Origin of the sequence: Pseudomonas sp. Irchel 3A5 (genome assembly GCF_900187575.1) — a bacterium.
GTDB lineage: Bacteria > Pseudomonadota > Gammaproteobacteria > Pseudomonadales > Pseudomonadaceae > Aquipseudomonas > Aquipseudomonas folii.
On record NZ_FYDU01000016.1, the window covers coordinates 37,112 to 58,119 of the forward strand.

The 21,008-nt window shown below is 58.0% G+C and carries 15 protein-coding genes; 5 read left to right on the forward strand and 10 right to left on the reverse strand.

All coding sequences use genetic code 11. The features are described 5' to 3' along the window. Positions 1 to 22: 22 nt before the first annotated feature. A complete protein-coding gene (cysS, locus tag CKW31_RS23665) occupies positions 23 to 1,405 on the reverse strand; it encodes a cysteine--tRNA ligase (RefSeq protein WP_095100644.1) in 1,383 nt (460 codons plus the stop codon). Positions 1,406 to 1,414: 9 nt separating this feature from the next. Then, positions 1,415 to 3,109 (reverse strand): glutamine--tRNA ligase/YqeY domain fusion protein, encoded by a 1,695-nt coding sequence (locus tag CKW31_RS23670; protein ID WP_095100646.1) that lies wholly within the window; start codon positions 3,107 to 3,109, stop codon positions 1,415 to 1,417. A gap of 356 nt (positions 3,110 to 3,465) precedes the next feature. Here CKW31_RS23670 and CKW31_RS23675 point away from each other — a divergent pair, with 356 nt between their 5' ends. Then, a complete protein-coding gene (locus tag CKW31_RS23675) occupies positions 3,466 to 3,969 on the forward strand; it encodes a peptidylprolyl isomerase (RefSeq protein ID WP_027902101.1) in 504 nt (167 codons plus the stop codon). Further along, on the forward strand, positions 3,966 to 4,718 hold the full coding sequence (lpxH, locus tag CKW31_RS23680; protein WP_095100648.1) for a UDP-2,3-diacylglucosamine diphosphatase: 753 nt from the start codon (positions 3,966 to 3,968) through the stop codon (positions 4,716 to 4,718). The genes CKW31_RS23675 and lpxH overlap by 4 nt, the downstream gene beginning before the upstream one ends. Positions 4,719 to 4,866: 148 nt before the next feature. Here the strand turns inward: lpxH and CKW31_RS23685 are convergent, their stop codons facing one another. From CKW31_RS23685 to rlmM, 6 genes are all read right to left on the reverse strand, one after another. Then, positions 4,867 to 6,405, reverse strand: coding sequence for a DHA2 family efflux MFS transporter permease subunit (locus CKW31_RS23685; protein WP_095100650.1), 1,539 nt, complete (start codon positions 6,403 to 6,405; stop codon positions 4,867 to 4,869). A 65-nt stretch (positions 6,406 to 6,470) separates the two neighbouring features. After that, positions 6,471 to 7,685 (reverse strand): HlyD family efflux transporter periplasmic adaptor subunit, encoded by a 1,215-nt coding sequence (locus CKW31_RS23690; protein WP_095100653.1) that lies wholly within the window; start codon positions 7,683 to 7,685, stop codon positions 6,471 to 6,473. 5 nt (positions 7,686 to 7,690) lie between these two features. Next, positions 7,691 to 9,178: an efflux transporter outer membrane subunit gene (locus CKW31_RS23695; protein WP_095100654.1), complete on the reverse strand. Its 1,488-nt coding sequence runs from the start codon at positions 9,176 to 9,178 to the stop codon at positions 7,691 to 7,693. Then, a complete protein-coding gene (locus CKW31_RS23700) occupies positions 9,175 to 9,663 on the reverse strand; it encodes a MarR family winged helix-turn-helix transcriptional regulator (protein WP_095100656.1) in 489 nt (162 codons plus the stop codon). Before CKW31_RS23700 ends, CKW31_RS23695 begins: the two co-directional genes overlap by 4 nt. A 435-nt stretch (positions 9,664 to 10,098) precedes the next feature. Then, complete coding sequence (locus tag CKW31_RS23705; protein ID WP_027902107.1) at positions 10,099 to 10,710, reverse strand: tRNA-(ms[2]io[6]A)-hydroxylase; 612 nt, start codon at positions 10,708 to 10,710, stop codon at positions 10,099 to 10,101. Between the two features lie 287 nt (positions 10,711 to 10,997). Next, complete coding sequence (rlmM, locus tag CKW31_RS23710; RefSeq protein WP_095100658.1) at positions 10,998 to 12,065, reverse strand: 23S rRNA (cytidine(2498)-2'-O)-methyltransferase RlmM; 1,068 nt, start codon at positions 12,063 to 12,065, stop codon at positions 10,998 to 11,000. Between the two features lie 211 nt (positions 12,066 to 12,276). Here rlmM and acnA point away from each other — a divergent pair, with 211 nt between their 5' ends. Both acnA and CKW31_RS23720 read left to right on the forward strand, forming a co-directional pair. Then, positions 12,277 to 15,021 carry an aconitate hydratase AcnA gene (gene acnA, locus CKW31_RS23715; RefSeq protein WP_095100660.1) on the forward strand — a complete coding sequence of 915 codons (2,745 nt, stop codon included), beginning with the start codon at positions 12,277 to 12,279 and terminating at the stop codon, positions 15,019 to 15,021. Positions 15,022 to 15,311: 290 nt separating this feature from the next. Further along, on the forward strand, positions 15,312 to 16,172 hold the full coding sequence (locus CKW31_RS23720) for a shikimate dehydrogenase (RefSeq protein ID WP_095100662.1): 861 nt from the start codon (positions 15,312 to 15,314) through the stop codon (positions 16,170 to 16,172). 137 nt (positions 16,173 to 16,309) lie between these two features. Here the strand turns inward: CKW31_RS23720 and CKW31_RS23725 are convergent, their stop codons facing one another. Together CKW31_RS23725 and quiC are read right to left on the reverse strand one after the other, a co-directional pair. Then, entirely contained in the window at positions 16,310 to 16,981 is a 672-nt protein-coding gene (locus tag CKW31_RS23725; protein WP_095100664.1) for a TetR/AcrR family transcriptional regulator, read from the reverse strand. Positions 16,982 to 17,074: 93 nt separating this feature from the next. Beyond that, the gene (gene quiC, locus CKW31_RS23730) at positions 17,075 to 18,982 is read right to left on the reverse strand and encodes a 3-dehydroshikimate dehydratase QuiC (RefSeq protein WP_095100666.1); all 1,908 of its coding nucleotides are present in this window, start codon (positions 18,980 to 18,982) and stop codon (positions 17,075 to 17,077) included. 593 nt (positions 18,983 to 19,575) lie between these two features. Here quiC and CKW31_RS23735 point away from each other — a divergent pair. Next, positions 19,576 to 20,913, forward strand: coding sequence for an MFS transporter (locus CKW31_RS23735; protein ID WP_095100668.1), 1,338 nt, complete (start codon positions 19,576 to 19,578; stop codon positions 20,911 to 20,913). The last annotated feature ends 95 nt before the right edge of the window (positions 20,914 to 21,008 follow it).

Here is a 21,008-nt window from a genome sequence, read left to right on the forward strand (position 1 = left end):
AATCACCGTCAGCCGTTAGCGATCAATCCGCCAACCGCCAGGTCGTCCCGCCCTTCCCATCTTCCAGCACCACGCCCATGGCGGTGATCTGGTCGCGGATGCGGTCGGACTCGGCCCAGTCCTTGGCGGCACGGGCAGCCAGACGAGCTTCGATCAGCGCTTCGACTTCTGCCGCATCAACCCGACCTTCTGCACCTGCGCGCAAGAAATCATCGGCTTCAAGCTGCAGCACACCCAACACACTGGCCAGTTGCTTCAAGCGTGCCGCCAAACCGGCTGCAGCCACCAGATCGGTTTCGCGCAGACGATTGATTTCACGAACCATCTCGAACAACACCGCACAGGCCTCAGGCGTGCCGAAGTCGTCGTTCATGGCAGCCGAGAAACGCTCCACAAACGCCTCGCCACCCACCGGCTCGGAAACCGGCAAACCACGAAGCGCATGATAGAAACGTTCAAGCGCGCTCTTGGATTCCCTGAGACTGTCCTCCGAATAGTTGATCGCGCTGCGGTAGTGGCTGGAAACCAGCAGATACCGCACCACTTCCGGCGAGTACTTTTCCAGCACGTCACGGATGGTGAAGAAGTTGTTCAAGGACTTGGACATCTTCTCGCCATTGATGCGAATCATGCCGCAGTGCAGCCAGGCATTGGCGTAGGTCTTGCCAGTGGCCGCTTCGCTCTGGGCGATTTCGTTCTCGTGGTGCGGGAATTCAAGGTCGCTACCACCACCATGAATATCGAACGTCTCGCCAAGGCAGCAGGTGGACATCACCGAGCACTCGATGTGCCAGCCCGGACGCCCGGCGCCCCATGGCGATTCCCAGCTGGGCTCGCCCGGTTTGACGCCTTTCCAGAGCACGAAGTCCAGCGGATCGTCCTTGGACTCGTCCACTTCGATACGTGCGCCAATGCGCAGGTCTTCGATCTTCTTGCGCGACAGCTTGCCGTAACCGAGGAACTTGCCGACGCGGTAGTACACGTCGCCATTACCTGGCGCGTAGGCATAGCCCTTGTCGATCAGGGTCTGAATCATGGCGTGCATGCCGTCGATGTAGTCGGTAGCACGCGGTTCCATATCCGGTTTGAGGATATTCAGCCGTGCTTCGTCCTCGTGCATCGCGTCAATCATGCGCGCCGTCAAGGCGTCAAACGACTCGCCGTTTTCACGGGCACGGTTGATGATCTTGTCGTCAATGTCAGTGATGTTGCGCACGTACGTCAGGTCGTAACCGCTGAAGCGCAGCCAGCGGGTCACGAGGTCGAACGCCACCATGCTGCGGCCGTGGCCGAGGTGGCAGTAGTCGTAAACGGTCATCCCGCAGACGTACATGCGCACCTTGTTGCCATCCAGCGGCTTGAAGACTTCTTTGCTCTTGGTGAGCGTGTTGTAGATAGAAAGCACTGAGGCTCCTTAAGACCACGAATCTCGTAGCGTTACAGTCCGGTTGAATACCGGCTGACCTGGTTTCGAGTCCTTGATGTCCGCGCAGAAATAACCTTCGCGTTCGAACTGGAAACGGTCTTCCGGTTGCGCTTGTCCCAATGAAGGTTCAGCACGACAACCGGTCAGCACTTGCAGGGAATCCGGATTGATGTTGTCCAGGAAGGTCGCACCGTCTTCAGCCTTTTCAGGATTTGGCGAACGGAACAGACGATCGTACAGACGTACTTCGCATTCAACGCTTTCAGCCGCCGGGACCCAGTGCACAACGCCTTTGACCTTGCGGCCTTCAGGGTTCTTGCCCAGGGTGTCCGGGTCGTAAGAGCAGCGCAGCTCGACGATGTTGCCGTCGGCATCCTTGATCGCTTCGTCGGCACGGATCACATAGCTGCCGCGCAGACGCACTTCGCCATTCGGCTCAAGACGCTTGTAGCCCTTTGGCGGCTCTTCCATGTAGTCATCGCGGTCGATGTAGATCTCGCGGGAGAACGGCAGCTCGCGTACGCCGAGGTCTTCTTTCGGGTGACGCGGCAGCTCAAGCTTCTCGACCTGACCTTCCGGATAATTAGTGATCACTACTTTCAGCGGACGCAGCACGCACATGGCACGCGGCGCGCTGTGGTCCAGGTCGTCACGGATGCTGAACTCCAGCATGCCGAAATCCACTACGCCGTCGGAACGGTTGGTGCCGATCATTTCGCAGAAGTTACGAATCGACTTCGGCGTGTATCCACGGCGACGGAAGCCCGACAGGGTCGACATGCGCGGGTCATCCCAACCGTGAACGTGCTTTTCATCGACCAGTTGCTTGAGCTTGCGCTTGCTGGTGATGGTGTAGTTCAGGTTCAGGCGCGAAAACTCGTACTGACGTGGCTTGCTTGGCACCGGCAGGTTGTCGAGGAACCAGTCATACAGCGGACGATGGCTTTCGAACTCCAGGGTGCAGATCGAGTGGGTGATGCCTTCGATGGCGTCCGACTGACCGTGGGTAAAGTCGTAGATCGGGTAGATGCACCACTTGTCACCGGTCTGGTGGTGATGAGCATGGCGAATGCGGTACAGGATCGGATCGCGCAGGTTCATGTTCGGCGAAGCCATATCGATTTTGGCGCGCAGAACGCGAGCACCGTCTTCGAACTCACCGGCTTTCATGCGGGCGAACAGGTCGAGGTTTTCCTCGACGCTGCGCTCACGGAATGGGCTGTTCTTGCCCGGTTCGGTCAGGGTGCCGCGATATTCACGCGCCTGTTCCGGGGTCAGATCGTCCACATAAGCCTTGCCAGCCTTGATCAGCTCGACAGCCCAGTCGTGCAATTGATCGAAATACTGCGAGGCGTAGCGCACTTCGCCATCCCATTCGAAGCCCAGCCACTTCACGTCGCTTTCGATGGCGTCGATGTATTCCTGGTCTTCCTTGGCCGGGTTGGTGTCGTCGAAACGCAGGTGCGTAACGCCACCGAATTCCTGAGCCAGACCGAAATTCACACAGATCGACTTGGCGTGACCGATGTGCAGATAGCCGTTAGGCTCCGGCGGAAAACGGGTCACGATCTTCGTGTGCTTACCCGAATCGAGGTCAGCCTGGACAATCGGGCGCAGGAAATTGGTAGGAATTGCAGGGCCTGCCTTGGAATTCGCAGCGGGGTCTTGAGTGGGCTTGCTCATAGGATCCTTGGACAATACAAGTGCGCGGCCAGGGTAGGCCGACTAAATCAAAGCGCTTATCATAGCCGAAGCTGTCTGGCAGCTGACAGCTTCGGCAAGCGAAAACTACTGCGCTCGGCAATACTGCGTTAAAAACAGGCTCGGACTGCTCACTTAGGTGCCTAAAGTCGATCGCGCCCCCCGGGCGGTTCTCACCTGTTTTACGTTGTTGCCGTCACTCGTGACGTTTTCGCCCTGCCTGAGTCGAATGAAACCATCGAGTTAAAAACTCGAAAGAATTATGTAACGACCTCTGTAAACTGCGCGTCTGGGTTATAACGCGTCCATTCACGAATGCTAAAAGAGCGACTTTTGATATGTCCAAAGTAAAATTGACCACCAACCACGGCGACATCGTCCTGGAACTGAACGCTGAAAAAGCGCCGCTGACCGTTGCCAACTTCATCGAATACGTCAACGCCGGCCACTACGAAAACACCGTGTTCCACCGTGTCATCGGCAACTTCATGATCCAGGGCGGCGGTTTCGAGCCAGGCATGAAAGAAAAGAAAGACAAGCGCCCAAGCATCCAGAACGAAGCTGACAACGGTCTGCCGAACAAGAAGTACAGCGTTGCCATGGCCCGTACCATGGAGCCGCATTCGGCCTCCGCACAGTTCTTCATCAACGTGGCTGACAACAGCTTCCTCAATCACAGCGCCAAGACCACTCAGGGTTGGGGTTACGCGGTGTTTGCCGAAGTGATCGAAGGCACTGACGTTGTCGACAAGATCAAAGGCGTGTCCACCGGCAGCAAATCCGGCCACCAGGACGTACCGACTGAAGACGTGATCATCGAGAAAGCCGAGATCGTTGAGTGATATTGCTGATCTCCGATCTGCATTTGCAGGAAGAACGCCCGGACATTACCCGGGCGTTTCTGGATCTGATCGCGGGCCGTGCCCGCGATGCTCAGGCCCTGTATATCCTCGGTGATTTTTTCGAGGTCTGGATTGGCGATGATGCGATGTCGCCCTTCCAGCGCTCGATCAGCCAAGCGTTGCGAGAGCTGAGCGATAGCGGTACCCAAATATTTCTGATGCACGGCAATCGTGATTTCATGATTGGCCGTGCCTTCTGTAAAGCGGCTGGCTGCACACTGCTGCCCGACCCGAGCGTTGTTCAATTGAACGGCGAGCCTGTTCTACTGATGCACGGCGACAGCTTGTGTACGCGGGACGAAGGCTACATACGCATGCGCCGTTACCTGCGCAACCCGCTGACCCTTTTCGTGCTGCGCAATCTGCCTAAAAGCACCCGGCACAAGCTGGCGCGCAAACTGCGCAATGAAAGCCGTTCGCAAACCCGCATGAAAGCCAATGACATCGTCGACGTGACACCCGAAGAAGTGCCCGAAGTGATGCAGCAATTCGGCGTACGCACCCTGATCCACGGCCACACCCACCGCCCCGCCATCCATAAGCTGCAGATCGGCGACCAGGCAGCGCGGCGCATCGTGCTGGGTGACTGGGACAAGCAAGGCTGGGCCGTGCAGGTGGATGAACAAGGGTTTCAGCTGGGGGCGTTTGATTTTGTGCCGGAGCCGCAGCTGGCGCTGCCGAATAGCTAGACACGCCGAGATATGAGCTGGTGCGAGTTTCCTGTGGGAGCGGTGCTTGCCCGCGATACATGAGACACGGCCATAAGACGCACCGCGTTATCGTTTATCGCGGGCAAGCACCGCTCCCACAGGTCATAGGCGAAGCCTCAAAACCGCATCAATGCCCGCCCCCAGCCGCAGGCCCGGCCTTGGCGGTAAACGGTGGTTTGGCCAGCCAGACCAGCAGAATCAAGCCCATGAATATCCAGCCCAGCAGGTAGAAATAATCCACCGTGGACATCATGTACGCCTGGCTATTGAGGGTTTGCTCAAGTTGCGCATAAGCCGAAGGGCTTGCACCACCCAGTGTGTTCAGCGCATCCCGGGTCGCGGGCTCGTAAGTGCTGATGTTTTCACTGAGATAAGCATGATGCTGATCGGCACGGCGGATCCAGATCCAGGTGGTCAGCGATGCAGCGAAGCTACCGCCCAGCGTGCGCAGGAACGTCGCCAGGCCTGAACCATCGGCAATCTGGTTGGGCGGCAAGTCCGACAACAGGATGCTCAACGTAGGCATGAAGAACAACGCCACGCCCGCCCCCATGAACAACTGCACCAACGCGATGTGTTCAAAGTCCACTTCGTTTGTGAAGCCCGCCCGCATGAAGCAACTGGTGCCAATCGCCAGGAACGCCAGCCCAGCCAACAAGCGCAGGTCGAACTTGTGCGCGTATTTGCCGACAAAAGGCGACATCAATACCGGCAAGATACCAATTGGCGCCACAGCCAGCCCCGCATACGTTGCCGTGTAGCCCATCTGGGTTTGCAGCCACTGAGGCAGCAACAGGTTGATACCGAAGAACCCCGCATAGCCACCGACCAGCACCATGGTGCCGATTCGGAAGTTACGGAAGGCAAACAGTCGCAGATTGACGATGGGATGTTTGTCGGTCATTTCCCAGATCACGAAAACCGACAACGCCACGGCCGAAATCAGCGCGCCGATAACAATGAAATTCGACTCGAACCAATCCAGGTCATTGCCCTTATCGAGCACGATCTGCAAGGCACCAACACCGATAATCAGGGTGATCAGCCCGATATAGTCCATGGGCTGGTAACTGGTCACCACCGGCCGCTTGGCCATTTGCATGCGTACGACCAGCACCGCGAACAGACCGATCGGGATATTGATGAAGAAGATCCACGGCCAGCTGTAACTGTCTGTGATCCAGCCGCCGAGAATCGGCCCGGCAATCGGTGCGACCACCGTGACCATCGCCAGCAATGCCAGTGCCATCCCCCTTTTCGCCGGGGGGTACACCGCAATCAACAGGGTTTGCGTCATCGGGTACAACGGCCCCGCTACTACGCCTTGCAGCACGCGAAAGCCCACCAGCTCCGGCATCGACTGGGAAATCCCGCACAGGAACGAAGCCAGAACAAACAGAATCGTCGCCCACAGGAACAACTTCACCTCGCCAAAACGGCGACTCAGCCAACCGGTCAGCGGCAGCGCAATCGCGTTACTCACGGCGAACGAGGTAATAACCCAGGTGCCCTGCTCAGAGCTGACGCCAAGGTTGCCGGAAATGGTCGGCAAGGCCACGTTGGCAATCGTCGTGTCGAGGACCTGCATGAAGGTCGCCAGCGACAGGCCGATGGTACACAGCAGCAGGCTGGGCGGCGTAAATGATGCGGGGGCGTTGGCACTCATCGCGAATCCCTGAAAACTTGACGCTGCCCCGGCTTTTCAAGGACCGGGGCACGCGGATTGGCGGATCAGCGCTGAGCAGTCTTGCCGGTCAGTGCGCTGTTTTCATGAATCAGACGATTGATCAAGGCGTCGGCCTCGGCCAGTTGCTGTTCATAGACATTGGTACTGAACGAAGCCTGCTTCGGCGGCTGTTGCGCCAATACCGGTCCGCTCTGATCGTGCAGATCAACGTTTACTGTCGTGGACAGGCCGATACGCAGTGGATGCTTCGCCAGTTCTTCTGCGTTGATGTGGACGCGAACAGGAACGCGCTGGACGATCTTGATCCAGTTACCGGTGGCGTTCTGCGCTGGCAGCAAAGCAAATGCGCTGCCAGTACCGGCGCCCAGGCTGTCGATGGTGCCGCTGTATTTCACATCACTGCCATAAAGGTCCGACTCGATTTCCACGGGCTGACCAATGCGCATTTTGCCCAGTTGGGTTTCCTTGAAGTTGGCATCGATCCACAACTGATCCAACGGGATGACTGCCATCAACGCGGTGCCCGGCTGAACGCGCTGGCCCAGTTGCACGGTGCGCTTGGCGACGTAACCGGTGACGGGCGCGATCAGCGTGCTGCGCGCATTGGCCAGGTAAGCTTGACGCAACTGCGCCGCTGCGGCCTTCACGTCCGGGTGCGACGACACTTCAGTGTCATCCACCAACGCGACACTGCTGGCCAGTTGCTGCTGAACATTGCTCAAGGCGCTCTGCGCACTGATTAAATCGTCATGAGCGTGGGAGAGTTCTTCCTGAGAAATCGCCCCGCCAGCGGCCAGACTCTTGCGTCGGGTGTAGTTGTCCTGAGCCTTCTTCACTTCAGCGCGCTGGGCTGCCAATTGAGCTTTCATGCCGTCGACATTGCTGTACAGACCGCGAACCTGGCGCACGGTCTTGGCCAGACTGGCTTCGGCACTTTGCAGACCGACTTCGGCATCCGCAGGGTCAAATTGCAGCAACACCTGACCAGCGCGCACCAGATCACCATCATCCGCGCCAATACTGGTCACGGTGCCGGTGACCAACGGCGTGATTTCCACCACGTTGCCGTTCACATAAGCGTCGTCGGTGTTTTCATTCCAGCGACCATACAGCTCATGCCAGGCCCAGACGCCCAACCCGCCGAGAATGACGATCAGTGCCAGCCCGAACAGGAGCAGTTTGCGCTTGCGTGGGTTGGTGTCTTTTTTACTGTTTTCCGGAGCGTTGCCAGAAGTGTTTTCGCTAGCGGCAGTGGCCATGACGATTACCTTGAGTTAGTCAGCGAAGCAGTTGATGAAGTGGCGTCGGAGGGGCTTTCGCCCTCGAAACCACCGCCCAGGGCTTGCATCAACTGGATCGATAAATCGATTCGTTCGGCGTTGAGATCAGCCAGTTGGCGTTGTGACTGGAGCAATTGCTGCTCGGTGGTCAGCACGTCCAGGTAGTTGCCGATCCCCGAGCCATAACGCTGGGTCACGGTATTGAATGATTGCTGGACCACATCCGTAGCGTGCTGACGAGCCTGAATCTGGCCATCAATGGCACGCAGTTGACCGATGTTGTCGCTGACGTCGCCCAAGGCCCGCACCAGGCTCTTGTTGTATTGCGCCACGGCGAGGTCGTAATCGGCATCGCGCGCGTCCAGATCAGCGCGCAAGCGACCGCCATCGAACAGAGGAAGGGAAATGGTCGGGGCGACATTGAAGAAGCGACTGGCCGAGCCAAACATGGCGTCACCCAGCAACGACTCGGCCCCGGCAGCGGCGCTGAGGTTCAGGTTCGGATAGAAATTAGTCTTGCCCGCCACGATGTTCTTGCTCGCAGCCTCTACACGCCAGCGGGCCGCGACGATGTCCGGCCGACGTCCCAGCAATTCGGCAGGCAATGAAGACGGCAGCGCGACGACCGCAGGCTTGAGCACGTTGGGTCTGGCGATTTCCTGACCGCGGTCCGGGCCTTTACCGAGCAACACTGCCAAGGCGATCTTTGCGCTGCGCAGGTTTTTCTCGGCAGCGATCAGCGCCTCCTGGGAGTTGGCCTCCAGGCTTTCGGTCTGCTGATATTGGTACTGGCTGTCGATCCCGGACTGCAGGCGCTGGTTCCCCAGGTTGAGCAACTGCTGCGTGCGCTTGAGATCCTCGGTCGCCAGATCATGAACGATGTAAGCCTGACCTACATCGCTGTAGGCCCGTGCCACATCGGCGGCCAGCGTCAGGCGTGCGGCTTGCTCGTCAACCTCAGCGGCGCGAGCCTGGCCCAAAGCGGCTTCCCAGGCTGCACGCTGGCCGCCCCATAAATCGAAGTTGTAATTGAAGTTCAGTGCGAGGCTGCGCAACGTGCTGTAACGCCCGCCCATGCCGCTTGGGTCCTGATCCCGTGCCAGGCGCGAGCGACTGACACTGGCATCGGCATCAACCGTCGGCATGCGTGCTGCATCGGCAGCGTAAGCCGACGCCATGGCTTGATGAGTGCGCGCATTGGCGACTTGCATGTCCGGGCTGTCACGCAGGGCTTCGTTGATCAGAGCATCGAGCTGCGGATCGCCGAGGTTTTTCCACCAGTCACGTTTCGGCCAGGCTGCAGGTGAAAGGTTGATGCCTTGCAGGCTGTTTTCAGCTTGAAGCTTGTTTGCGTCAAGGCTTTTGCCTTGGGTGGTCAGGCCGCTGTAGTTGGCGCAACCGGCGATACTCAGGGCGATCAGCAACAGGCTATAGCGCGCCCGCGGCACAGCCCGCGATACAGAAAGGCTCATTCTGCACCTCTGTCTTTGAAACTCAGACGGGTAATGGCGATGTGATCGTTGGCATCGACCAGCACCTTGCTGAGAATTCGCTCCAGACTTGCCACCTCCTCCGCATCCAGCACGCCAAGCAGTTCATTCATGGCTTCAGCGCCAATCTGCGGCAATTGGTCGGTGATGACCCGCCCCTGCTCGGTCAGAACCAACTGAACCTGACGCCGATCCGTGGCCGAACGGGTGCGTTCGATCAGTTGCTTCTGCTCAAGGCGATCCAGCATGCGGGTCATGGAACCGCTGTCCAGAGACAGGTGCCGACACAATTCAGCGGGGGTGTCCGCGCGGAACTGGGCCACGATGATCAGGACCTTGAACTGCGAGAACGTGATGCCATAGGGCACTAATTGCTTGTCGAGGATGCGATCCTTCAGCGAATTGGTACGGCCGATCAGCATGCCCATGATCGTCGACTGCTGATTGTCAGGACTGAAATGTTTCATGAATCCACCAAATTAGCTGCCTAGGCAGAGAATATGGCGATATTACTGCCTAGGCAGCAAATGGCAAAGCTTTTATTAGCTTGCTTACTATTTTCTCTGAATTGGGAGTCTTGCGAAAATCGGTAGGAGCGAACTTGTTCGCGAGGTGGTATGGCTGAAAAATATCAGGGCCTGACACACTCTCTCGCGAACAAGTTCGCTCCTACCGGTTTAGTGCAGATTGCGGAATGTCAGCCTTCGACAAGGTGGATATCGTCGATTTTGGCGAAGTGAGAAGACAGGTTGCGAAGTCGGTAGGAGCGAACTTGTTCGCGAGGTGGTATGGCTGAAAAAATATCAGTGGCCGATACACCGCTTCGCGAACAAGTTCGCTCCTACCGGTTTAGCGCGGTAGGCATGTCGCCATAGGTCAGAAAGCAGGTTGAGAGATCGGGCTCAACCGAACGCGGGCACACCGCTGTGGAACCGGAACTCTTCATCCGGGCTTTCGATCAGTTCGCGTTCGGCGAGGCGGACTTCTTCGATCTTGGCGTCAACATCAGCCTTGTCGCCGTAGGTGTAGGCCAGCTTCAGATAGTCCTGGAAATGCCGCGCCTCGGACTTCAGCAGCCCGGCGTAGAACTTGCCCAGCTCTTCATCCAGATGTGGCACCAGACAGGCAAAACGCTCGCAGGAACGGGCCTCAACAATAGCCCCCACAATTAACGCATCGGTCAGGCGATAAGGATTGTGATTACGCACCAGCTTGCGCAGGGCCCCGGCGTATCGCGCAGAGCTGACGTTGGCCATGGGAATTTCGCGCTTGCGGATAATGCTCAGCACCTGCTCGAAGTGGCGCAGTTCTTCCCGGGCCAGGCGCGACATCTTGCTCAACAGGTCGAACTTGTCGTTGTACTGGAACATGAACTGAAACGCCGCTCCAGCCGCCTTCTTTTCGTTGTTCGCGTGGTCGATCAGCAGGATGTCGAGGTTGCGTAATGCAGCCTGAACCCAACTGTCGGGGGTGCGGCAAAGCAGGAAGGCTTCAATTTCAGGAATCGGGTACATAGGCTCACAAAAGGCCGGACGACAAGGCCGGGCATTATACGAGTGGGATGGGTGTTCGGCGATAGAAATGCGATTTTCCGGGGAGACTCAATGTGTGTGCGCAAGCTGATGTGACGACGTGGGACCGGCTTTAGCCGGGAAGAGGCCGGTACATTCACAACATTTTCTTCGTCGGAAATGCCGCCTTCCCGGCTAAAGCCGGTCCCACTTCAGTTTGCAGGTAAATATAGAATCTCCCGCAGGATCACATTTCAATTCATGCTCAGGTGAGAGTAGTCAAACGACTCTCAGCCCTTGCGCTTCCCATCCAGCCGACGCAAATGGCAGGTCACTTCTTCGCGGTCGTGGTACAGCTGCTTGCAGCCGATCTCGACCCTAATACCTCGCGCTTCGAAGCCCTCCTCAATGCGCTGCAACAGGCGACTGACTTCGGCATAACGCTGCTTCATCGGCAGCTTGAGGTTAACCACGGCTTCGCGACACAAGCCTTCGCCCAGCCAGGTTTCCAGCAAAGCAGCGTTACGCGCAGGCTTTTCCACGATGTCACAGACCATCCAGTCCACCGGCTGACGCGGTTTGTATGTAAAACCGTCAGCCATCAAATGTTGAACCAGCCCGGTGTCCATCAGGCTTTCGGCCATGGGGCCATTGTCGATAGCCGTCACCAGCATGCCTCGACGTACCAGTTGGTAAGTCCAGCCACCCGGCGCAGCGCCGAGATCGACACCGGTCATGTCACCCGAAAGACGCTCATCCCACTGATCACGCGGGATAAAGTGATGCCAGGCTTCTTCCAGCTTCAGCGTTGAACGGCTCGGCGCTTCACGGGGAAATTTCAAACGAGGGATGCCCATGGGCCACATCGCCGAATTGTCGGCATCCGCCAGACCGAGAAACACTTCGCGACCACTCTTGAACGTCAGCAACAGGCGAGGTTTACGCGGGTCGTCTACAAGTTTGCCAGCCTGAGTCAGCGCCTTGCGCAGCGGGGCTTCGAACTTGCGGCAGAACGTCGAAAGCTCCTTGCCGTCGTTGGTGTCCACTACCTCGAGCCACAGGCTGCCGCAGGTAGCGAAGTTGGCCATGTGCGCCAGGATCACACTGATGCGGTCGGTTTCCGGCAGTTCCAGAAACACACCCCGCGCCCATTGGCGAGGGAAGATCAGTTTCGAGAAGCGCTGGCCATTCATAAGCCGCTCGGCACCGTCGTCCTCAGTGCAGACAAACTCGGCGCAGGCCGTATTCGGCTTGGCTTTGGCATATCCAGAAACATTAAGGCGCGCCGCATGTTCGGCGATTTCAGAACACACTTCGCCTTCAAAGCCCGGGCGGCAGTGCATAAACAGGGTGTTCATGGGGGTGCTCCTGAACACGTCGACCTATACGAGAAAGATTAATCTCAGCGACGCAAAAGGCGAGCATGATAGCTGAATCAGGAACCACTGGAGTGACCAACGGGTCAAGTACTGCATAAGTCATAAATCACAAGCGGCGCTATCGCGTCAGCTTTCCAAGGATTTCAATCGTCCAGTCCGTGCCGTGCGGACGCATCAAAGGAGTTATTTCATGCCCTCCCTCGATAGCCTGAACAGCCTGAAAACCCTCGAAGTCGATAACAAGACCTACCACTACTTCAGCCTGCCGGAAGCCGCCAAGACATTGGGCGACCTGAGCAAGCTGCCAATGTCCCTCAAGGTCCTGCTGGAAAACCTGCTGCGCTGGGAAGACAACAAAACCGTCACCGGGACCGATCTCAAATCGCTGGCCGCCTGGCTGGGGGAGCGGCGCTCGGACCGGGAAATTCAATACCGCCCCGCCCGTGTGCTGATGCAAGACTTTACCGGCGTACCCGCCGTGGTCGATCTGGCTGCCATGCGCGCCGCCGTTGCCAAGGCTGGCGGCGATCCGCAGCGGATCAACCCGTTGTCCCCCGTGGATCTGGTCATCGACCACTCGGTGATGGTCGACAAGTTCGGCGATGCAGACTCCTTTGCGCAAAACGTCGACATCGAAATGGAACGTAACGGCGAGCGTTACGCCTTCCTGCGCTGGGGTCAGAGCGCTTTCGACAACTTCAGCGTGGTGCCGCCTGGGACCGGGATCTGTCATCAGGTCAATCTGGAGTACCTGGGCCGCACGGTCTGGACCAAAGACGAGGAAGGCCGTACCTACGCATTCCCTGACACGCTTGTCGGCACCGATTCTCACACCACCATGATCAACGGCCTCGGTGTACTGGGTTGGGGTGTTGGCGGTATCGAAGCGGAAGCAGCGATGCTGGGTCAGCCGGTGTCGATGCTGATCCCGGAAGTGATCGGTTTCAAACTCAACGGCAAGCTCAGGGAAGGCATCACAGCTACCGACCTGGTGCTGACCGTCACGCAAATGCTGCGCAAAAAAGGCGTGGTCGGCAAATTTGTCGAATTCTACGGAGACGGTCTGGCGGAACTGCCATTGGCCGACCGCGCCACCATCGCCAACATGGCGCCTGAATACGGCGCGACGTGCGGTTTCTTCCCGGTGGACGAGGTGACGCTGGAGTATCTACGCCTGTCCGGTCGTCCTGACGAGACCGTGAAACTGGTCGAGGCCTATTGCAAGGCCCAAGGCCTGTGGCGTCTGCCCGGCCAGGATCCGGTGTTTACCGACAGCCTTGAACTGGATATGAACACGGTCGTAGCCAGCCTGGCCGGTCCAAAGCGCCCTCAGGATCGTGTCGCGCTGCCTGATGTTTCCCAGGCCTTTACTGACTTCCTGGGCCTGCAATTCAAACCCGCCCAGAAAGATGAAGGCCGTCTGGAAAGTGAGGGCGGCGGCGGTGTCGCGGTGGGCAATGCGGATCAAGTGACCGGCGAGGCCGAATACGAACATGAAGGTCGCACCTATCGCCTGAAAAACGGCGCGGTGGTGATCGCGGCAATTACCTCATGCACCAATACCTCCAATCCCAGCGTGATGATGGCCGCCGGCCTGGTCGCGAAAAAAGCTGTAGAAAAAGGCCTGAAAACCAAGCCTTGGGTGAAGACCTCTCTGGCTCCGGGCTCCAAGGTGGTGACTGATTATTACAAAGCCGCCGGGCTGACGCAGTACCTCGACGCGCTGGGCTTCGATCTGGTGGGCTACGGCTGCACCACGTGCATCGGCAACTCCGGGCCGCTGCCTGAGCCTATCGAGAAAGCCATTCAGCAGTCGGATCTGACGGTGGCTTCAGTGCTGTCCGGCAACCGCAACTTCGAAGGCCGCGTGCATCCGTTGGTCAAAACCAACTGGCTGGCCTCCCCGCCGCTGGTTGTCGCCTATGCGCTGGCCGGTAGCGTGCGCATCGATATCAGCAGTGAATCGCTGGGGGAAGGCGCAGATGGTAAGCCGGTTTATCTGCGCGACATCTGGCCAAGCCAGAAGGAGATCGCCGAAGCGGTTGAGCAGGTCAATACCGGTATGTTCCACAAGGAATACGCCGAAGTATTTGCCGGTGACGAACAGTGGCAAGCCATCGAAGTGCCGCAAGCCGCAACTTACGTGTGGCAGGACGATTCAACCTATATCCAGCACCCGCCCTTCTTCGACGACATCGCAGGTCCGCTGCCGGTTATCGAAGACATCCACGGCGCCCGCGTGCTGGCCTTGCTGGGCGACTCGGTAACCACCGACCACATTTCCCCGGCCGGTAACATCAAGGCAGATAGCCCGGCAGGCCGCTATCTGCGTCAACAGGGCGTCGAGCCGCGAGACTTCAACTCTTACGGTTCTCGCCGCGGTAACCACGAAGTGATGATGCGCGGGACGTTCGCCAATATCCGTATTCGCAACGAGATGCTCGGCGGCGAAGAAGGTGGCTTTACCCTGCACGCCCCCACTGACGAGAAGATGCCGATATACGATGCGGCCATGCGTTATCAGGCCGAAAACACGCCACTGGTGATCATTGCAGGTCAGGAATACGGCACCGGTTCAAGCCGTGACTGGGCCGCAAAAGGCACAAACCTGTTGGGCGTCAAGGCGGTGATTGCCGAAAGCTTCGAACGTATTCACCGTTCTAACCTGGTGGGCATGGGCGTACTGCCGCTGCAATTCAATAACGGCCAGAGTCGCAAGACACTGAGCCTTACCGGCAAGGAGACGCTGGATATCAGCGGTCTGACCCATGCCGACCTTCGTCCCGGCATGAGCCTCAAGCTGACAATCACCCGCGAAGACGGCACGCAGGAAATCGTCGATGTGCTGTGCCGCATCGATACGCTGAATGAGGTGGAGTACTTCAAGGCGGGCGGGATTCTGCATTATGTGTTGCGACAGTTGATTGCATCTTGAGTAGCTCAGGGACCTGGTGACAGGACCCAACCTATGTGGGAGCGGTGCTTGCCCGCGTTGCACGAGACGCAGCTAGAAGACATACCGCGTTACCGTTTATGGCGGGCAAGCACCGCTCCCACAGGATCTCATTCCAATTCCACTGCAGGCTCAGCAATAAGGGCGATAAACGAACAGATTTATCGCCTTGTCTTCATCCTGGCTCTTCCGCAGAATTAACCATCTGGTACATTTTGCTGAAACCGCATTCTTCGATCCCTGGATGCGGCATCTAATAAGAGCCGATCGCCATGACTGTCATTCGTAAACCGTCCATTCTCGCCGGCCTCATTGGCTCGGGTATCCAGGCTTCGCGCACCCCGGCGCTGCATGAGCACGAAGGCGATGCCCAAGGCATCCGCTATTTGTACAGATTGCTCGACCTTGATGCGCTCAAACTCGACATCACCGCCCTGCCCGACTTGCTCACCAGCGCCCAGCGCATGGGCTATACCGGTCTGAACATTACCTTCCCCTGCAAGCAAGCGGTTATTCCGCTACTGGATGATCTGTCGCCTGAGGCCAGAGGCATTGGCGCGGTGAACACGGTGCTGTTCAAGGACGGGCAGCGGATTGGCCACAACACCGATTGCCTGGGTTTCGCCGAAGGGTTCCGTCGCGGCCTCAATGACGTGCCACGCCAGCGCGTTGTGCAGATGGGTGCCGGTGGCGCGGGCGCTGCGGTGGCCCATGCGTTGCTGGCCGAAGGCGTTCAGCAGCTGAGCATCTTTGAAGTGGACCCGGCCCGGGCGCAGGGTCTGGTGGACAACCTCAATACCCACTTCGGAGAAAATCGGGCGGTGGTGGGTCGTGATTTGCGTGAAGCCATGGCCGCTGCCGATGGCCTCGTAAACACCACCCCGGTCGGCATGACCAAACTGCCTGGTACACCGCTGCCTCCGGAGCTTTTGCATAAAGCCCTGTGGGTCGCGGAAATCATCTATTTTCCGCTGGAAACCGAACTGCTCAAACACGCCCGCGCCCTGGGCTGCCGCACGCTGGATGGCGGCACCATGGCGGTGTTTCAGGCGGTCAAAGCGTTCGAACTGTTCAGCGGCCAGACTGCGGATGCCGGGCGCATGCAGGATCACTTTGCGAGCATGGGTGATTGAGTACAGAGGTCAATAATTACCTGTAGGAGCTCACGAGCACCGCGAGGCAGCGATGGCGGTTTGCCTGACACACCGCCATCGCTGCCTCGCGGTGCTCGTGAGCTCCTACAGTAAAGTGGTCAGTGGACATTAAAAGCTTACGGCCGCAGGTATCGACTCACCGAATCACACAGCATCGCCTTGTGCCGCTGTTTGATCTCGTCGTTGACCAATTCAATCTGGAAGATCTCGGAAAAGGTGTGGCGGTTCGAGATCCGGTAGAAGCAAAACGAGCTGATCATCAAATGCAGGTCGATGGCGTTCACGCCCTGGCGAAACACTCCCAGCGCTTCCCCGCGTCGGAGAATCTTGTCGAGGATGCTGACGATATTCTGGCTGAGCTCGCGAATGGTCGGTGACTGTTTGACGTTCTCGCCGTTGTGGATGTTCTCGATGCAGACGATCCGTACGAAGTCGACGTTGCGGTCGTGGTGATCGAAGGTGAATTCCACCAGCCGCTCAATGGCCTGCATGGGCTCCAGCGCATCCAGATTGAGCCCGCTTTCGGTGCGGCGAATGTCGCCATAGAGCTTCTCCAGCACCTCGGCGTACAACTGCTCCTTGCTGTTGAAGTAGTAATAGATCATCCGCTTGGAGGTTTTTGTGCGCTCGGCGATAGCGTCCACCCGCGCACCGGACAAGCCCTGGGCGACGAATTCGGCAATGGCTGCCTGCAGGATGTCATCCCGGGTTTTTTCCGGATTATTTTTGCGCCCTGTCGCCGTTGTTCTAACCGGGGCGATCACGGCACTTTCATCAATAGTTGTCATTTCAGCGGCATACCACGGTCAGATCGGGGCGGTGCTATGTTTTTCATAGTCCTGGGGCCGCCCTCGAGGCTCAAAATGACTGCGCTACATGGATCAGAGCCGGGCCTGGCGAGCAGCTCCGCTGCGTGTCTTGGCCATGGCTGCCAGGCGCACGGCGACGTTGGCGGCGCCGTAACCCACATAGCCATTCTTGCGCTGCAGGATCTCGAAGAAAAAGCGATCGTCGAACGGCTCGGTGTACACGTGAAACAGCTCGCCGCCTTGGGCATCGCGGTCGTAAAGCACGTTGTAATAAGCCAGTTCGCTGAGGAATTCGTCATCGAAATCGAAGCGCGCGGCCAGATCGTCGTAGTAATTGAGCGGGATGTCCAGCAGCTTCAAACCAGCCTCTTTGGCACGGCTGACTTCAGCGAAGATATCTTCGCAGGCAAAAGCAATGTGGTGAACGCCTGAACCCCGGTAACTGGACAGCGCGTGAGAAATCGCCGTGTTGCGGTTTTCCGAGATATTCAGCGGCAAACGCACTGTGCTGCAACGGCTGCGCAACGCCCGGCTTTTCACCAGACCATAAGGGTCGGGCAGGACCACTTCGTCGTCGGCTTCGAAATCCAGCAGGCTTTTATAGAACAACACCCAACTGTCCAGACTGTCCGCAGGCAGCGCCATGGCCATGTGGTCGATACGCTGCAGTCCGCCACCCGCTTGGGCGTTCGGGTTCACCACGAAGTCGATGTCGTAAATCGATTCACCCGGCACGGCAGGTTCGACCAGATAGATCAGGCTGCCATCCGGTGCACGTACCGACGGGACTTCCCGTTCGTTAGGCCCAACCAATCCACGGTACGGCTGGCCTTTAAAGGCCTGGGCACGTTCCAGCGCTACCGAGCCGCTCTCGACTCGTAACGCTGTGGCACAGAGTGATGGACCGTGTGCCTCAAAAAAACTGTGAGCGAACGAATAAGGTTCGGCGTTCAACACGATCTTGATATCACCCTGCCCCATCAGGCTGACGGCCTTGGAGCGGTGCTGGCCGAGCTTGGCGAAACCGAGATTAGCCAGCCAGCCAGCAAGGCGCGCACCCTGAGCGTCGTCCACGGCAAACTCGAGAAACTCGACGCCGTTGTAAGTGCTGGCGGGCGGCGGGCTGAACAACAGATCCTTGGCGACGGGCTCATTCTGCTGCTCCAGCAACAGGCGGGTTTTCTCTTCCAGATAAAGCAACGAGCGCAAGCCATCGGCAGCATTGGATCGTGGGGGTGCCGCGCGGAAGCCGTCATTGAAGATTTCCAGTGACAGCGGCCCGGTGTAGCCCGTTTTCAGAATTGGCGCGAGGAAGCCCGGCAGATCGAATTCGCCCTGACCGGGGAAGCAACGGAAGTGGCGGCTCCACTCCATGACATCCATGGCCAGAATCGGCGCGTCAGCCATTTGTACAAAGAAGATTTTGTCGCCGGGGATTTGCGCAATCGCGCTCGGATCGCCCTTCAGGGACAAGGTGTGAAAACTGTCGAGCAACACGCCCAGGGCGGGATGATCGACCTGTTTCACCAGATTCCAGACTTGTTGCCAGGTGTTGACGTGACGGCCCCACGCCAGCGCTTCGTAGCCCACCCGCAACTGACGGGCACCGGCGCGCTCGGCCAGCATCGCCAGGTCATCGCGAAGGATATTTTCGTCACCCAGAGAGTCGGCGGCGCTGTTGCTGCAGACCAGTACCAGATCGGTGCCCAGTTCCTGCATCAAGTCAAACTTGCGCTCGGCGCGATCAAGGTTGCGTGGCAAGCGGTCGCGGCGGCAGCCTTCGAAGTCTCGGAAAGGCTGAAACAAGGTAATGGCAATGCCCAGATCGGCGCAGATCTGCCGAACATGGCGGGGACTGCCATCGTAGTAAAGGAGGTCATTTTCGAAAATCTCGACACCGTCAAAGCCGGCAGCGGCGATGGCTTCGAGTTTTTCCGGCAGGGTTCCGCTCAAGGAAACGGTGGCAATCGAACGTTGCATGTTTGACTCCTGTGAGATCGCGACTTCTGCAGATCGCATGTCTAGTGCCCATCAAATGACCGTACGGCAAAAGCACGGATTGGGGGTAACTGAATTATTCTCCCGGCCAACGGCCATCGCAATTCATAATGTACCAGACAGTTAGTTTAATGTTCGATAATCGCCCCAAAGCAGATTTGTCTGATTGACGCTTTTGTCGGGCGTGCTCAACATCAGCAGCACATTGTCGAACAAGGCCAACCGCCCGAAGTTGATAACGCCTTTGCAAGCACACCATAACAATTTCAAAAACAGGGTCACGCACATGCCTTCATACACTGATTCTCCCCGCTTCCGTCCCGGTCCTGTTGGCTACTCAGCCCTGGCTCGTACGTCGATGAATACCGCTCTATCAACACTATTGGTAGAAACGCGTATCGGATCGGCTTCAGCCTGATTAAAATCCAGCGCCCACGAAATCAGCTCCTGCGGCGTAACCGTCGTTGTAGAGCACTGCGGCCCTCATCGGCCACGATTCGAGACGCTTTCACAGTTTGGCTTTTATAGCCTGATTCAGGGCCACTTGCCTGAATCCTGGAACGGACGGCTTAACCATGATTCATACACACTCTGCCGCCAAGACGGCTAACGTCGCTCATCCGCACGCCAGCATGGGCGAGAAAATCCGCGGAGCCCTGGCCGTCGGCAAGGTTCGCTGGGGCATGCTCGCGCTGGTATTTTTTGCGACTACCCTGAACTACATCGATCGTGCCGCCCTGGGTGTCATGCAGCCCATCCTGGCCAAGGAAATGGGCTGGACGGCGATGGATTACGCCAACATCAACTTCTGGTTCCAGGTGGGTTACGCCGCAGGCTTCCTGCTGCAAGGCCGCTTCATCGATAGGGTCGGCGTGAAACGCGCCTTCTTCCTGGCCGTACTGTTGTGGAGTGTCGCCACCGGTGCCCATGGTCTGGCAACCTCGGCCACTGGCTTCATGATCTGCCGATTCATACTGGGCCTGACCGAAGCCGCCAACTACCCGGCGTGCGTCAAGACTACGCGGTTGTGGTTCCCCGCAGGCGAACGCGCCATTGCCACCGGCATCTTCAACGCCGGGACCAACGTCGGTGCGATGCTTACCCCTGCGTTGCTGCCGTTCATTCTGACTATCTGGGGCTGGCAAGCCGCGTTCGTCAGCATGGGTTTGCTCGGCCTGTTCTGGGTCGTGACCTGGCGCCTCAAGTACTACAACCCCGAAGACCACCCGAGCGTCAGCCAGACCGAACTGGATTACATCAATCAGAACCCTGAACCCGAGCCGGTCAAAGTGCCCTTCTCGCACATTCTGAAAATGCGCGGCACCTGGGCGTTCGCCATTGCTTACTCGCTGACGGCCCCTGTGTTCTGGTTCTACCTGTACTGGCTGCCGCCGTTTCTCAATCAGCAATACAACCTGGGTATCAGCGTGACCCAGATGGGCATTCCGTTGATCCTGATCTGGCTGACCGCTGACTTCGGCAGCATCGGTGGCGGCATCTTATCGTCCTGGCTGATTGGCCGAGGCATGCGCGCCACCACGGCCCGATTGCTGTCGATGCTGATATTTGCGATCACTATCTGCAGCGTGATATTTGCCGCCAACGCCAGCGGACTCTGGGTCGCAGTATTGGCGATCTCCCTCGCCGTGGGTGCGCATCAGGCCTGGACTGCGAATATCTGGAGTCTGGTGATGGACTACACGCCTAAACATCTGATGAGCACTGTGTTCGGCTTCGGCGGCATGTGCGCGGCCATCGGCGGGATGTTCATGACCCAGATCGTCGGTGCCGTTCTGACGGCGACCAACAACAATTACAGCGTGTTGTTTACCATGATCCCGGCGATGTACTTCATTGCGCTGACCTGGATGTACTTCATGGCACCGCGCAAGGTCGAAACGCTCAAGGACTGAATCTAGCTACGCATCGACCCGGCCGCTTCCTCGCAAGCGGCCTTTTTTTGCCTTGCAGAAACATCCCACAAAACTTTCCCTCAGATAAAACTGAC